This is a genomic window from Polynucleobacter sp. AP-Feld-500C-C5, from assembly GCF_018882265.1.
Taxonomy (GTDB): domain Bacteria; phylum Pseudomonadota; class Gammaproteobacteria; order Burkholderiales; family Burkholderiaceae; genus Polynucleobacter.
The window spans coordinates 61,871-76,199 of sequence record NZ_JACVOW010000019.1; the positions used below are offsets into that span (position 1 = coordinate 61,871).

General features: G+C 46.2%; 12 protein-coding genes. 3 read left to right on the forward strand and 9 right to left on the reverse strand.

Annotated elements, in window-relative coordinates; genetic code table 11:
* Positions 1-4: 4 nt before the first annotated feature.
* Entirely contained in the window at positions 5-508 is a 504-nt protein-coding gene (gene ispF / locus ICN21_RS02060; protein ID WP_216176395.1) for a 2-C-methyl-D-erythritol 2,4-cyclodiphosphate synthase, read from the reverse strand.
* A 10-nt stretch (positions 509-518) separates the two neighbouring features.
* The gene (gene ispD, locus ICN21_RS02065; protein ID WP_216176729.1) at positions 519-1,286 is read right to left on the reverse strand and encodes a 2-C-methyl-D-erythritol 4-phosphate cytidylyltransferase; all 768 of its coding nucleotides are present in this window, start codon (positions 1,284-1,286) and stop codon (positions 519-521) included.
* 23 nt (positions 1,287-1,309) lie between these two features.
* Here ispD and mfd point away from each other — a divergent pair, with 23 nt between their 5' ends.
* Together mfd and serB are read left to right on the forward strand one after the other, a co-directional pair.
* Positions 1,310-4,846, forward strand: a complete 3,537-nt coding sequence (mfd, locus tag ICN21_RS02070) for a transcription-repair coupling factor (RefSeq protein WP_216176397.1) — start codon at positions 1,310-1,312, stop codon at positions 4,844-4,846.
* Between the two features lie 2 nt (positions 4,847-4,848).
* A complete protein-coding gene (serB, locus tag ICN21_RS02075) occupies positions 4,849-5,748 on the forward strand; it encodes a phosphoserine phosphatase SerB (RefSeq protein ID WP_255534172.1) in 900 nt (299 codons plus the stop codon).
* 15 nt (positions 5,749-5,763) lie between these two features.
* Here the strand turns inward: serB and ICN21_RS02080 are convergent, their stop codons facing one another.
* The 7 genes from ICN21_RS02080 to ICN21_RS02110 all read right to left on the reverse strand — a co-directional run bounded on the left by ICN21_RS02080 (position 5,764) and on the right by ICN21_RS02110 (position 13,393).
* Positions 5,764-6,948, reverse strand: coding sequence for an acetyl-CoA C-acyltransferase family protein (locus ICN21_RS02080; protein WP_216176398.1), 1,185 nt, complete (start codon positions 6,946-6,948; stop codon positions 5,764-5,766).
* Positions 6,949-7,027: 79 nt separating this feature from the next.
* Positions 7,028-8,386, reverse strand: coding sequence for a 30S ribosomal protein S12 methylthiotransferase RimO (gene rimO / locus ICN21_RS02085; protein ID WP_216176400.1), 1,359 nt, complete (start codon positions 8,384-8,386; stop codon positions 7,028-7,030).
* A 2-nt stretch (positions 8,387-8,388) separates the two neighbouring features.
* Positions 8,389-8,949 carry a polyhydroxyalkanoate synthesis repressor PhaR gene (gene phaR / locus ICN21_RS02090; protein WP_216176402.1) on the reverse strand — a complete coding sequence of 187 codons (561 nt, stop codon included), beginning with the start codon at positions 8,947-8,949 and terminating at the stop codon, positions 8,389-8,391.
* A 108-nt stretch (positions 8,950-9,057) separates the two neighbouring features.
* The gene (locus ICN21_RS02095; RefSeq protein ID WP_216176404.1) at positions 9,058-9,798 is read right to left on the reverse strand and encodes a 3-ketoacyl-ACP reductase; all 741 of its coding nucleotides are present in this window, start codon (positions 9,796-9,798) and stop codon (positions 9,058-9,060) included.
* A 49-nt stretch (positions 9,799-9,847) separates the two neighbouring features.
* Complete coding sequence (phaC, locus tag ICN21_RS02100) at positions 9,848-11,470, reverse strand: class I poly(R)-hydroxyalkanoic acid synthase (RefSeq protein ID WP_216176406.1); 1,623 nt, start codon at positions 11,468-11,470, stop codon at positions 9,848-9,850.
* A 122-nt stretch (positions 11,471-11,592) separates the two neighbouring features.
* Positions 11,593-12,357: a peptidoglycan editing factor PgeF gene (pgeF, locus tag ICN21_RS02105; RefSeq protein WP_216176407.1), complete on the reverse strand. Its 765-nt coding sequence runs from the start codon at positions 12,355-12,357 to the stop codon at positions 11,593-11,595.
* Entirely contained in the window at positions 12,350-13,393 is a 1,044-nt protein-coding gene (locus tag ICN21_RS02110; RefSeq protein WP_370624038.1) for an RluA family pseudouridine synthase, read from the reverse strand. Before ICN21_RS02110 ends, pgeF begins: the two co-directional genes overlap by 8 nt.
* Positions 13,394-13,413: 20 nt before the next feature.
* Between ICN21_RS02110 and ICN21_RS02115 the strand changes: the two genes are divergently transcribed.
* Complete coding sequence (locus tag ICN21_RS02115) at positions 13,414-14,301, forward strand: outer membrane protein assembly factor BamD (RefSeq protein WP_216176408.1); 888 nt, start codon at positions 13,414-13,416, stop codon at positions 14,299-14,301.
* Positions 14,302-14,329 lie beyond the last annotated feature (28 nt).

Below are 14,329 nucleotides of genomic sequence, written 5' to 3' on the forward strand. Positions count from 1 at the left end.
AATATTATGACTTGTAGAGTAATGCCACGGCGTGCACTGCAATGCCCTCGCCTCTACCAAGATGACCAAGAGATTCATTTGTCTTGGCTTTGAGATTGACATGACTTGGTGTAACGGTAAGATCATGGGCAATATTACGAACCATCTCTGGTAAGAATTCAGCTAACTTTGGTTTTTGGCAGATGATGGTGGCATCCACATTGCCCACATGATATCCAGCAGCTTGAATCTTTTGTAATGCTGCTCTAATTAATATGCGGCTATCCATATCTTTGAATTGTGGGTCAGTATCAGGAAACAGCTGACCAATATCATTCAAGCCTGCAGCACCTAGCAATGCATCTGTCAGCGCATGTAACAACGCATCGGCATCTGAATGCCCTAACAAGCCCTTCTCGTAAGGGACATGCACTCCGCCAAGAATAAGCTTGCGATCTGCCACCAAGGCATGAACGTCATAGCCTTGACCAATACGGAACTGAGGAATGTGAGGCGTAGTTTGTGTCATAGCTAGATTTTTATGAATGACTAGAGTTCAAAAGCAATTGCATTAATTCCCAATCGGCTGGATGAGTCACTTTGAAATTGCGAGTGGCGCCCTCGATGAGTAGTGGTTTAACGCCTGATAACTCCATTGCACTGGCTTCATCAGTGACATCTGCTTCTTGTCTAATGGCATCTTGCAGCGCATCGTGTAATTTTTTTAGGCCAAACATTTGTGGCGTTTGAGCTTGCCAAAGATGTTTGCGAGGAATCGTTTTCTCTGTATGTGGCATATTGCCAGCAACCACAGAATCAAGATCGGCTTGCTTCAAAGTATCTGCTAATGGGATGGCCAATAAGCCTCCTGATGATGATTTCACGACAGAGGTGATGAGCTTATCGATTAAGGCTGGAGTAATGCCAGGACGGGCAGCGTCATGAACTAATACCCAATCGTCAGCAGAGATGCCTGATTTCAACAATGCGCTCAAGGTATTGCGAACGGTTTCTTGGCGAGTGGGTCCACCGGTTGGTAAAAAGTGAATGGGCTTACCGTTCTCGCCGCTATTCATGCCATCGGCAAGAGTCTTGAGAATGGGGTTATCAATAAAACCAGGGGCAACACCGATCCATATAGACTCGATTTGGGGGGAATGCATGAAAGCTTCAAGGGCATAAGCCAACATCGGCTTTCCTGCCAACTGCTGAAACTGCTTAGGAAGCTCACCGCCTAGGCGAGAACCAGACCCTGCGGTTGGCAAGAGTGCGTGGCATTTCACTGTAGATTGATTTCCTAAGCCCATGCCTGATTCTATAATGAGCTCAGATGTCTGATGCATTAAATCTAGTACCCCCCATACCTGCGCCGCGGGCTGGGCAGCGCTTTACCTTCTCGGGGCTAGTAGGATCAGCTGATGCGGCTTTGCTTGCCCAATCTGCCCTGCGCTACCGCAACGATTTCTCCGTCATGGTGATTTTCTGTGCCCAGGCTCAAGAAGCCCAAAGACTGGTTGAAGAGATTCCTGCTTTTGCTCCGAAACTCAAGGTCCGCTTATTGCCAGATTGGGAAATCCTCCCCTACGATCACTTCTCGCCACACCAAGATTTAGTTTCGGAGCGACTCGCCACCCTCTATGAGTTACTCAATGGAAGTTGTGACATTGTTTTAGTTCCAGTGACTACTGCGCTCCAGCGTCTAGGTCCCCCGCAATTTTTATCAGGTCACACGTTTTTCTTCAGACAAGGCGATAAGCTCAATGAATCAGCCTTAAGACTGCAATTGCAACAAGCGGGTTACGACCCTGTCAGCGCTGTGATGCGACCAGGTGAATATAGTATTCGTGGTGGCCTCATCGACTTATTTCCCATGGGCTCCACCTTGCCCTATCGTCTCGATTTGTTTGGTGATGAGATTGAGCAAATTCGCTCTTTTGATCCCGATACACAACGCAGCTTGTATCCTGTAAAAGAGGTTCGATTACTGCCGGGTCACGAGTTTCCCTTTAATGATGAAGCACGCACTGCCTTTAGAGGCCGTTGGCGCGAGGTATTTGAAGGTGACCCAACCCGTTGCACCATCTACAAGGATGCCAACCTAGGTATACCCAGTGCTGGCATCGAATCCTACTTACCTTTATTTTTTGAAGAGCAGTCCAGTCTATTTGATTACTTCCCTAGATCGGGTGATCCCGTTTGGCTAGTCAACATTGGTAATGCAGAAGAATCTATTCGCAGTTTTTGGAAAGACACTCTCTCTCGCTATGAATTTCTCAAACATGACTTAGATCGCCCAATCCTTCCACCAAAAGAATTATTTCTCGATGTAGATGAATTCTTCACCACCACTAAGCCCTATGCCCGCTTAGTTTTAGACAATGAAGAGAATGAGGCCAAGCAATTTTTACCTGTTCCTGATGTTGCTGTTCATCGCCGCGATACTGATCCGATAGCGCGCTTGCGCCAGCTTGTTGCTCAAGAGAAGCTCCGCATCCTGATGTGTAGTGATAGTGCGGGACGTAAAGAATCTATTCGACAATTACTTGAAGAAAGTAATTCTGTAACTGGTCAACATGGTAAGCCGCTTTTCAAGCTCAAGCCTGAAGGCTTTGAAAACATCGCTGATTTCATGAAAAGTGATGCTCTGTTTGGCTTAGTGACCGCCCCGCTTTTTAATGGCTTTCTTTGGCAAGCAGAAAATGTACTGGTTATTACAGAGGCAGAATTATTTACCTCAACAGCAAGACAAAGACGTAAGAGTAAAGGTTCAGAAAATGCTGATCCCGATATGCTCTTTAAGGATTTGTCTGAGCTCAAGATTGGCGACCCGGTAGTACATGCAGAACATGGAATCGGTCGATACCAAGGCTTAGTTCTACTTAATCTTGCCCCACCTAAAGAGGCGCCCATCTTTGAAGAGTTCTTGCACTTGCAATACGCGGGGCAAGCAACACTGTATGTACCCGTTCAGCAATTACAGATGGTGACCCGTTACGCGGGCTCTGACCCCGATTCGGCACCCTTGCATCAACTGGGCTCTGGTCAGTGGGATAAAGCTAAAAGGAAGGCTGCTCAACAAATTCGCGATACGGCTGCAGAACTCTTGGGTCTTTATGCAGCTAGAGCCATTCGTAAAGGACATGCGTTTGAATTCTCAGCCCATGACTATGCAGCATTTGCTGAAAGTTTTGGCTTTGAAGAAACGCCCGATCAGGCCAACGCCATTGCCGCGGTGATAGGTGATATGACTAGCGGTACTCCAATGGATCGCTTAGTGTGCGGTGACGTTGGTTTTGGTAAAACAGAAGTTGCACTACGCGCAAGCTTTGTCGCCGTAATGGGTGGCAAACAGGTTGCCATTTTGGCTCCAACCACCTTACTGGCCGAACAACATGTCGCCACTTGGAAAGATCGCTTTGCTGATTGGCCGGTGAAAATTGTTGAGCTATCTCGCTTTAAGACCACGAAAGAAATTAATGCAGCACTCGAAGCGATCGCTAAAGGAGAAGCCGACATCATTATCGGCACCCATAAATTGCTTTCTAAAGAAACGCAATTTGCTAATCTGGGTTTAGTCATCGTGGATGAAGAGCATCGGTTTGGGGTCCGTCAAAAGGATGCGCTCAAAGCCTTACGTGCAGAAGTTGATATTCTGACTTTGACGGCTACACCCATCCCAAGAACATTGGGGATGGCAATGGAAGGACTGCGCGAGTTCTCCATTATCGCAACGGCACCACAAAAACGCTTAGCAATTAAGACCTTTGTTCGTCGTGAAGGAGATGGCGTCATTCGTGAAGCTGTCCTACGTGAGATTAAGCGTGGTGGTCAGGTCTACTTCTTGCACAATGAAGTAGAAACGATTCAAAATCGTAAACACGCTTTGCAGGAGCTCATTCCTGAGGCGAGTATCAGTGTGGCTCACGGGCAAATGCATGAAAGAGAGCTTGAATCTGTCATGCGTGAGTTTGTCACTCAACGCACCAATATTCTGCTGTGTACCACCATTATTGAGACCGGTATCGATGTACCTACAGCCAACACCATCATCATGCATCGTGCGGATAAGTTTGGCTTGGCGCAGTTGCATCAGCTACGTGGTCGTGTTGGTCGCTCTCATCATCAAGCTTATGCCTACCTATTGGTACCTGATCCTGAGGCCCTCAGTAAACAAGCCCAATTGCGTTTGAATGCGATTCAAGCCATGGAAGAGCTTGGCTCTGGCTTCTACTTAGCGATGCACGATTTAGAGATACGCGGTGCTGGGGAAGTCTTAGGGGATAAACAGTCGGGCGAAATTCATGAAATTGGCTTTCAGCTATATACCGAGATGCTTAATCGCGCGGTGAAGTCTCTGCGTAGTGGTAAAGAGCCAGATCTGCTCTCTCCTTTGCAAGCCACTACCGATGTCAATTTAGGTGTACCCGCCCTGTTCCCTGAAGACTATTGCCCTGACGTGCATGAGCGCCTCTCTTTATATAAGCGCTTTGCTGGTTGTAATGATTTTTCCGAATTAATGGGTCTACGTGAAGAGTTGGTAGATCGCTTTGGCGATTTACCAGACCAAGCCAAATCTTTTTATGAAACCCACCGCCTGCGTTTAGAAATGGTTGGTTTTGGTATTAAGAAAATAGATGCCAGCACAGCTTCTATCCAAATTCAGTTCATTCCAAACCCACCGATTGATCCAATGAAGATTATTCAGTTGATTCAGTCATCAAAACACATTCAGTTGAATGGCCAAGATAAGTTAAAAGTGCTGCCCCAAAAAGACCGAGAGTTTGAGAAGCTTGAGCAGCGCTTGGATGTCATTCGACAAGTTTTGCGCCGCTTAAACGAGTCAGCCGTTCTAAGCACTATCATTTAGCTATGCCTAAGCACCAACCGCACCAAACTCTTGTCGCTCTCTCTCGGGAACCCATTTCTGAAAAGCTCATTTTTGAACTGAAGGATCGGGCTTTGCAGTTTGGCGCCACTTTGCACAGTCTTGGCGGTCAAAGATCGAACGGCCCATACCATTCAGATCGTTGGGATTGCAATCAGCACCTAGACATCACTCAGAGAGAATCTTTACGGTCTATTGCAAATATCCATCGGGTAGACCTATGCTTTCTGCAAGCAAATTTAATAGTGCAAGATATTCACGTTCTTGCCATGGATATGGACTCTACCCTCATCAATATTGAATGCATCGATGAGATTGCAGACTTTACGGGCAAAAAATCAGCCGTTGCCCAAATTACAGAGGCCACGATGCGCGGTGAGATCAAGGATTTTAAAGAAAGCTTGCGTAGACGCGTAGCGCTTTTAGAGGGTGTACACGCTGATGCTTTGGAATCAGTCTATCGTGAACGCTTACGCCCAAATCCTGGTGCCATTGAGCTTCTTGCAGGCGCCCATCAACGTGGACTCTATACCCTGCTCGTCTCTGGAGGCTTTACCTTCTTCACAGAAAAATTAAGGCAACAATTAGGATTCAAACAATCCCAAGCTAATACGCTCGAGATCATTGATGGCAGGCTCACTGGCAAGGTGCTCGGCGATATTGTTGATGGCGCCGCGAAAGCGGCTCATTTAGATGACGCCTGCCGCAACTTAGGTTGCAGCAAAGCCAACGCAATCACGATGGGTGATGGTGCAAACGATCTGATCATGATGAATGGCTCAGGTATTAGTGTTGCCTATCAAGCAAAACCCATCGTTAAAGAAAAAGCCGACGCGGCTTTTGACCACGTCGGCTTGGATGCTGCTTTGCTGCTGATTACTTAAGATTACTTAGGCGATTTACATACGCTCAAAAATAGTCGCAATACCTTGACCGCCACCGATACACATGGTGACCAAAGCATATTTGCCTTGTATACGCTGTAATTCATGAAGCGCTTTAGTTGCAATCGCTGCACCAGAGCAACCAATAGGGTGGCCTAAAGCAATCGCGCCACCATTCACGTTCGTCTTAGCAGGATCTAAACCGAGGCCTTTCGTAACTGCCAAAGCTTGCGCTGCAAACGCTTCGTTAGACTCGATCACATCGATTTGATCTAATTTCAGGCCAGCGCGCTCCAGAGCAAGTTTGGTCGCAGGGATTGGGCCTTCGCCCATAATGTGGTTTGGAACGCCAGCTACTGCGTATGACACTAAACGTGCGATCGGTTTATGCCCAGCCTTCTTAGCAGTTTCAGCATCAGCCAATACAAAAAACGCTGCGCCGTCATTAATACCAGATGCATTGCCAGCAGTCACTGAGCCGCCTTCTTTTTTAAACACGGCCTTCATCTTGGCAAGTGTTTCCATAGTGGTATCAGGCTTGCAATGCTCATCGGTATCAAACACGATATCGCCCTTGCGAGTTTTGATCGTGATTGGAACGATTTGTGATTTAAAGCGACCTTCTTTAATGGCATTTGCTGCACGACGGTGTGACTCCACTGCCAATGCATCTTGCTCTTCACGGGTGAGCTTCCATTTTTCAACCAGGTTTTCTGCTGTAACGCCCATATGGCCAACACCAAATGGGTCAGTTAGAACAGCCACCATTAAATCGAGCATTTTGGTATCACCCATACGAGCGCCACTGCGCATCGCTGGTGAACCATACATACCGCGCGACATTACTTCAACACCACCACCAATACCGTAATCACAATCACCCAACATAATTTGCTGAGCAGTGGTCACAATCGCTTGCAAACCAGAACTGCACAAACGGTTCAGCGCCATTGCGACAGAATCCATAGGCAAACCTGCCTGAATCGAAGCAACCCGTGCAACGTAAGCGTAACGACTATCAGTTGGAATCGTGTTGCCAACCGTCACGTAATTAATCAAAGCGGGATCTACACCAGAGCGAGTTACTGCTTCTTTCATGACGATTCCACCAAGCTCTGAAGGCTCAAAGCTGCTCAAAGAACCATTGAAGGTACCGATTGCTGAACGAACAGCACTTAAGACAACGACATCACGACTCATATCAATCCCCTTAGCTATGCCCAAAAATGGGCTGAATTTCCACTTACTTCATTAAACAAATAATATATTTAAAAAATCTTCAAGTTTCGGCTATTAGATCATGCCCTTGGGAGCTAATGACAGTAGCGCGGATGATTTCTCCGGCTCGGTACCGCTTAGAAGGCTTACTGGGAGGCAAAACCCTGACTAAACCATCGATTTCAGGGGCGTCACCAATGCTGCGGCCAATTCCACCAGATTCGTCTACCCGATCAATCATGACTTGGATCCGCTTGCCGACTTTCTTGGTAAGTCGCTGAATAGAAATTTCTTCGGCTTTAGCCATAAATCTGGCTTTGCGTTCATCACGAATAGTCTCGGGTACTGGGTTATCCAACTGATTGGCAGTTGCGCCATCGACAGGGGAATAAGCAAAGCATCCAGCGCGATCAATTTGGGCTTCATCCAAGAATTTAAGCAAGTACTCAAATTCCTCTTCAGTCTCGCCAGGGAAACCAGCAATAAAAGTACTACGAATCACTAACTCAGGACAGGCTTGGCGCCAAGCCAGAATGCGCTCTATATTTCTTTCACCACTAGCAGGACGCTTCATACGCTTAAGAACATCAGGGTGGGCATGCTGTAAAGGAATATCGAGATAGGGCAAAACACCATAACCGTGCTCTGAGAACTGCGCCATTAAAGGCAAGATGTCATCCACATGTGGATATGGATAAACGTAATGGAGCCTCACCCAGGCTTGATGTTCACGCGCGATTTGATTTAGGGCATTCACCAGATCAAACATTCTGGTTTTGACTGGCTTGCCATCCCAAAAGCCAGTGCGATATTGAATGTCAACACCGTAAGCACTAGTGTCTTGTGATACGACCAACAGTTCTTTAACGCCCGACTCAAAGAGACGCTTAGCCTCTTGCAACACTTCGCCAATGGGGCGAGAAACTAAGTCTCCGCGCATGCTAGGAATAATGCAGAACGTGCAGCGATGATTGCAGCCTTCAGAAATCTTGAGGTACGCATAATGCTTTGGCGTAAGCTTCACACCAATCGGCGGAACTAAATCAGTGAAGGGATCATGTGGTTTAGGCAGATGCAAGTGGATTGCCTGCATCACCTCAGCAGTCGCATGTGGGCCGGTAACGGCGAGAACTTTCGGGTGAATGCTTTGGATCAGATCGCTACCATCTGCATTTTTTCTGGCACCTAAGCAACCAGTAACAATCACTTTGCCATTTTCTGCGAGCGCCTCACCGATGGCAGACAGACTCTCCTCCACAGCGGAGTCAATAAATCCACAAGTATTAACAACGACGAGATCAGCGCCAGAATAATCTTTAGCAGTCTCATAACCCTCTGCACTTAGTTGCGTGAGGATCAGCTCAGAATCTACTAAAGCCTTGGGGCAACCCAAGGATACAAAACCAATTTTTCCAGCCACAACTATTCTTTTTCGGTTTTATTAGGCTGTGGTGTAAATGGAAAGCTACTGAACATATTGTGAGAGCCTTGCATCTGCTCCTGCATCTTGACGAACAAGTCTTTACTCTGTTCCATGTAGTTCCCCATCAAACCCTGCATGAGGGGGTTCTGGAGGTTTAGCATTTGTGACCAGGCCTCAGGAGTACTGCTAGCACCCAAGCCTCTAGTTTGATCACCTAACTTGTTGTGAATATCTACAAAAGATTGCATGGTCTTTTCGAGATAATTGCCCATCAAACCTTGCATCGAGTTTCCATAGAAACGAATGATTTGGGAAAGCATTTGGGATGAGAATACGGGTGCGCCACCAGCCTCTTCTTCCAAAATAATTTGCAACAGAATATTGCGCGTCAGATCTTCATCTGTTTTGGCATCAACGACCTTAAAACTTTCACTAGTCATGACCAGGCCTTTGATGTCAGCTAAGGTGACATAAGTACTGGTCTGGGTGTCATAGAGACGACGATTGGGATACTTCTTAATCAGCCGATCTTCACCAACTCTTTTGGTACGGGTAGCCATTTTTTTCCTTACGGTTTACTGCAACGCAACATCGGCATAGTTTATCCCTAGTTTAAGCAAAAGGAAAATAAGCCATGTTGCGCTACAACAAAATACTTTTTACCTACATTAACCAGTGTGAATACCGCCATTGAGGGAGAAGTCTGCCCCAGTCGCATAGCCACCATCTTCAGATGCAATCCAGCAGCATATAGAAGCAATCTCATCCGGGGTTCCTAAGCGCTTTACAGGAATCCCAGCAACAATCTTCTCCAAGACATCCTCGCGAATAGCCTTGACCATATCGGTGCCGATATAACCGGGCGAAACCGTATTCACAGTAACGCCTTTGGTAGCTACTTCTTGTGCCAAAGCCATAGTGAAGCCATGCAGACCTGCTTTTGCAGTGGAATAGTTGCATTGACCAAACTGACCTTTTTGGCCATTCACAGAGGAAATATTAATAATTCTTCCCCAGTTGTTATCCACCATACCGTCAATCACTTGCTTGGTGATATTAAACAAGGAATTCAGATTGGTATCAATCACCGCTTTCCAAGCATCAGGAGTCATCTTGCGGAAAACGCTATCGCGTGTGATACCTGCGTTATTAACTAAAACATCAACCCGACCAACCTCTGCTTTGACCTTTTCAAAGGCGGCAACCGTGCTATCCCAGTCCGATACGTTACCCTCTGAGGCAATGAAGTCATAGCCTAAGGCTTTTTGCTCACCAATCCAACGGTCCTTACGTGGTGAATTTGGGCCACAGCCTGCAATCACCTTAAATCCATCTTTTGCCAAACGTTGGCAAATAGCGGTACCAATGCCACCCATACCACCAGTTACGTATGCGACTTTTTGAGACATCACTTTCCCCTTAAAAAAACCTTCGTTAATGATTTATCTTGCAATCGGACTAAGCTGCTTTTTCTTTCACATAAATGCCTGGAGCAGCTTCCATCTTTTGATATTTCGTATTGCCAAATGTTTTGCTAGCCGGCTTTTGTTCACCACCAAATGGTTCAAGCCATTTGGTGTAGTTGGGCCACCAACTTCCAGGCATCTGCTTAGCGCCTTCAAGCCACTTTTCTGCCGTAGATGCAATCTTGTTATTTTCAAAGTAGTAGCGCTTATTTTTAGCGGGCGGATTAATGACGCCAGCAATATGGCCAGAGGCGCCCAACACAAAGCGATTTTTTCCCTTCAAAATATGGGTAGACTGATAAGCAGATTGCCAAGGAACTATATGGTCTTCTTGTGAGGCATAGACATATGCAGGACATTTGATCTTGCCCAAATCAACCTTCTCACCGCAAATCTTCACCTTGCCAGGTTTAATCAGATCATTTTGCAAGTAGGTATGACGCAAATACCAACAATACATATTGCCCGGTAAGTTCGTGGAATCACCATTCCAGTACAACAAATCAAATGGTGGCGGAGAATTTCCCTTCAGGTAATTCTCGACAACATAATTCCAGACTAAATCGTTTGGACGCAAGAATGAGAAGGTATTGCCTAAATCAAGACCGGACATCATGCCGTATTTGCCACCCTTACCACCAATGGTGTTCTCGCGCATCTCGACCATGCCTTCATCAATGAAGACATCCAAGATGCCAGTATTCGTAAAGTCAAGCAAAGTCGTAAATAGCGTCAAGCTAGCAGCTGGATGTTCATCACGCGCAGCTAAGACGGCAAGCGCTGAAGTTGTTAAGGTTCCACCAACGCAAAAGCCTAGGATATTGATCTGCTTTGATTCACCAATATTTTGAGCAACTTCAATTGCCTTAATAACGCCTTTACCCACATAGTCATTCCAACTCACCTCTGCCATCGAGGCATCTGGATTCTTCCAAGAAACTAGAAAGACAGTATGCCCTTGCGAAACCATATGACGGACTACCGAGTTATCAGGTTGCAAATCCAGAATGTAGTACTTATTAATACAAGGCGGTACCATTAAGTATGGGCGCTCAAAAACCGTTTCCGTTAATGGCGTGTACTGAATCAGTTCAAATAACTCATTACGAAACACCACATGACCTTCTGTAGTAGCAATATTTTTTCCAACCTCAAAAGCACTTTCATCAGTGATCGAGACTTTGCCCTTTTTCATATCCCCAAGGAGATTCACAATTCCTTTTTGAATGGATTGGCCTTGAGTGCTAATAATATTTTCCAAAACCTCTGGATTAGTGGCAATGAAATTCGATGGTGAGAGTGCGTCAATCATTTGTTCGGTCGTGAACAAAATTTTCTGACGAGTCTTTTCATCCGTCTCTACTGCTTGCGCCAAAGATATTAAATGTTTGGAGTTCAATAAATAAGTGGCAGCAATCACTTTGCTCCATGAGGAATGCCAAGCCTTGCCAGCAAAGCGACGGTCTTTAACTTCTATCGCCTCAGGATTGGTGGCAATATGTGCAAGCTCTGCAAAATATTCTTTTTGAATTTCAGTTAAACGCTCTTGTGGAATCAGCGCCATATGGTGCGGCGCCAAAGAAGGCGTTGCACCCGGATTCATACCTGCAAACATAGTGATCTCTTTAAATTAGTAAAGCCATTCTCCATCCATAAGGCATATAGAGTTATACGCAATAACCCTAGCTAAATTCTGAATCTAGTAGTAACCCTCACATGGGGGAAAACATAGAGGGGTTACTTAGCGTCAGATATCCAGATGAGACTTGCAAACCTACCAGTTTCTCCATCACGGCGATAGGAGAAAAATTGAGCTGCCTGCGTGACTGTGCAATATTGACCGCCAAAAATCTGATCAACACCTACGGACTCAAGCCTGCTACGTGCTAAGGAGTAAATATCAGCTAAATACTTTCCTGGTTTTTCAGAAATTGGTGAAAAAGCGGATTGGGGATACGAAATCCCAAAATCCTGAAATGCATTAAGTACGTCTTGCCCTACTTCAAAAGCCTGAGGCCCAATAGCGGGTCCGAACCAAGCGATGATGTTTTTATCTGCATCCTGACGGATAAGCTTTGTCATTTCAGTAACGGTATTTTCCAAAACGCCGGCACATAAGCCTCTCCAGCCAGCATGGGCTGCACCAATCACCGTACCGCTCTGATTTGTGAATAACACAGGCAAACAATCGGCGGTCATGATGGCCAAGACTTCATTGGGGATGTTAGTCACGACTGCATCAGCTTCTAGTAATCGTGTGCTAGGTGTGCTTACTTTGACACCATGTATTTGCTTTAACCAAATAGGGTCAGCTGGCAGATAAGTTCTCAAAAGCGCCCGATTGGCTAATACGTTCTCAGGCAAATCACCCACATGATCCCCAAGATTGAACGAATCAAAAGGCGCTAGACTAACTCCACCAGTTCTTTTAGTGACTAGAGTCTGGATTGATAAGGGCGCATCCCACTCTGGTTGTAAGAATCCATTAGTCAGACTAGTCATGAGTGCGTTCGTTATGAATAGAAGCTAATACAGTTGACTCTTGAGGGAGATCCGATTCCGACATGCCAACCTGGGGCAACAACTGCATTAAATCGAGTGGTGGCAAACGAAACCAGCTAATCAGCTCTTGCGTTACAGGGTGCTGCAGACTCAGCGCAAAGGCATGTAATGCTTGGCGCTCAAATGACAGACTTTTTGCTACGCCCGGAGTTTTCTTGCGATAGACCGGGTCCCCAAGCAATGGAAATCCGAGTGATTCGAGATGCACCCGAATCTGATGAGTACGCCCCGTCTCTAAACGACATTCCAATAAAGCTAGGGGTGATTCTAAAAATGTTGATTTCGCTAAGCGTCTAAATAATGTTGCTGCTGGTTTACCTTGTGGACTGCCTGCCGCCATCTTTAAACGATCGCGTTGATCTCGACCAACCGATGCCAACACCTTGCCTTGACTAGGAGCCTCTCCCCAAACCCAGGCTAAATATCTTCGGCCTACGGTTCTATCCTGTAGTTGCCTGACGAGAGAGGTTTGAGCTTGAGCGGTTCTCGCAACCACCATCAAGCCAGAGGTATCTTTATCCAGTCGATGCACAATACCTGCCCGCGGTAAAGATTTGAGTTCTGGGTATTTAAATAGCAGCCCATTTAACAAAGTTCCCGACCAATTACCCGCTGCGGGGTGCACTACTAGACCTGGGGGTTTATTGATCACAATGATGGCATCGTCCTCGTAGACCACTTCCAAAGGGATGTTTTCTGGACTAAAGGCAAATTGCTCCGGCATTTCTTGCGGAAATACCTTAATGCTCTCGCCACCTCTCAGTAAATAACGGGCTTTGGTGACCTTGCCGTCAACCATCACAGCACCCGCTTCTACCCAGGTCTTTAGCCGATTCCGTGAATAATCTGGCAAAGAGCCCGCTAGTACCTTGTCGAGGCGTTCACCAGCCATCTCCGGGGGAATTTCCAGGGAGATGAAATCCTCTTCATCGATATAATCAACAGGATTCGATTCAGGAGTTTGCGGCAATGCCACGCTTAAAGAGCCTTTCAGTTATGTCCGACGTTATATCAGACCCCAGTTTAAGGCTTGCTGGGTCATCTGCCCCTCAAAAAATCATTCCCCGTTCAAGCATGTGTTTACTCACCCTGCTTTTGATTTGCATGTGCGCTTTATTGGTTTTAAGTGGCTGTGCTGGTAGTGATGGGCAAAAAGATGACACCGATATTTGGTCAGAATCTAAACTCTACTCAGAAGCAACCGATAAATTAAATGATGGTGACTTTGCGAAGTGCGGCAAATATTTTGACAAATTAGAGGCCCGTTTTCCTTTTGGCCCCTATTCACAGCAAGCCCAAATTAATGCCGCCTATTGTTACTGGAAAGCGCAAGAGCAAACCCAAGCACTGGTAGCGATCGATCGTTTCATCAAATTGCATCAAGGTAGCCCTACCTTGGACTACGCTTACTATCTCAAAGGTCTCATTACCTTTAACGATGATTTAGGTTGGCTTGGTAAATTTACGGGGCAAGATTTAAGTGAACGAGATCCGAAGGCTGCTAAAGAAGCATTCGAATCCTTCAAAACAGTTGTTGAGCGCTTCCCCAATAGCAAATATGCACCAGACTCATTGGATCGCATGCGCTATATCGTGAACTCACTGGCTGAGGCAGACGTGATCGTTGCCCGTTTCTACTATCAACGGGGCGCCTACCTGGCTTCCGCAAACCGCGCGCAACTGGTGATCCGTGATTACGACCGTGCTCCAGCCGTAGAAGAGGCTCTGTATCTCTTGACTAAGTCCTACGAAAAATTGGGTATGACTCAATTAAGCAATGACACTGCGCGTGTTTTTAAACTGAACTTCCCAGACAGTCAAATGCTAGAAACTGGACAACGTGTTCAAAAAGAACGCAAATGGTGGCAGATTTGGAATAAGTAATCTAGCGTTTGCAATAACGTTATAAAGG

What these genes read in the sequence shown, in the direction of transcription:
- ispF (WP_216176395.1), bottom strand. Translation starts at nt 508, where the DNA reads ATGACACAAACTACGCCTCACATTCCTCAGTTCCGTATTGGTCAAGGC.
- ispD (WP_216176729.1), bottom strand. Translation starts at nt 1,286, where the DNA reads ATGGGCTTAGGAAATCAATCTACAGTGAAATGCCACGCACTCTTGCCA.
- mfd (WP_216176397.1), top strand. Translation starts at nt 1,310, where the DNA reads ATGTCTGATGCATTAAATCTAGTACCCCCCATACCTGCGCCGCGGGCT.
- serB (WP_255534172.1), top strand. Translation starts at nt 4,849, where the DNA reads ATGCCTAAGCACCAACCGCACCAAACTCTTGTCGCTCTCTCTCGGGAA.
- ICN21_RS02080 (WP_216176398.1), bottom strand. Translation starts at nt 6,948, where the DNA reads ATGAGTCGTGATGTCGTTGTCTTAAGTGCTGTTCGTTCAGCAATCGGT.
- phaR (WP_216176402.1), bottom strand. Translation starts at nt 8,949, where the DNA reads ATGGCTACCCGTACCAAAAGAGTTGGTGAAGATCGGCTGATTAAGAAG.
- ICN21_RS02095 (WP_216176404.1), bottom strand. Translation starts at nt 9,798, where the DNA reads ATGTCTCAAAAAGTCGCATACGTAACTGGTGGTATGGGTGGCATTGGT.
- phaC (WP_216176406.1), bottom strand. Translation starts at nt 11,470, where the DNA reads ATGTTTGCAGGTATGAATCCGGGTGCAACGCCTTCTTTGGCGCCGCAC.
- pgeF (WP_216176407.1), bottom strand. Translation starts at nt 12,357, where the DNA reads ATGACTAGTCTGACTAATGGATTCTTACAACCAGAGTGGGATGCGCCC.
- ICN21_RS02115 (WP_216176408.1), top strand. Translation starts at nt 13,414, where the DNA reads ATGTCCGACGTTATATCAGACCCCAGTTTAAGGCTTGCTGGGTCATCT.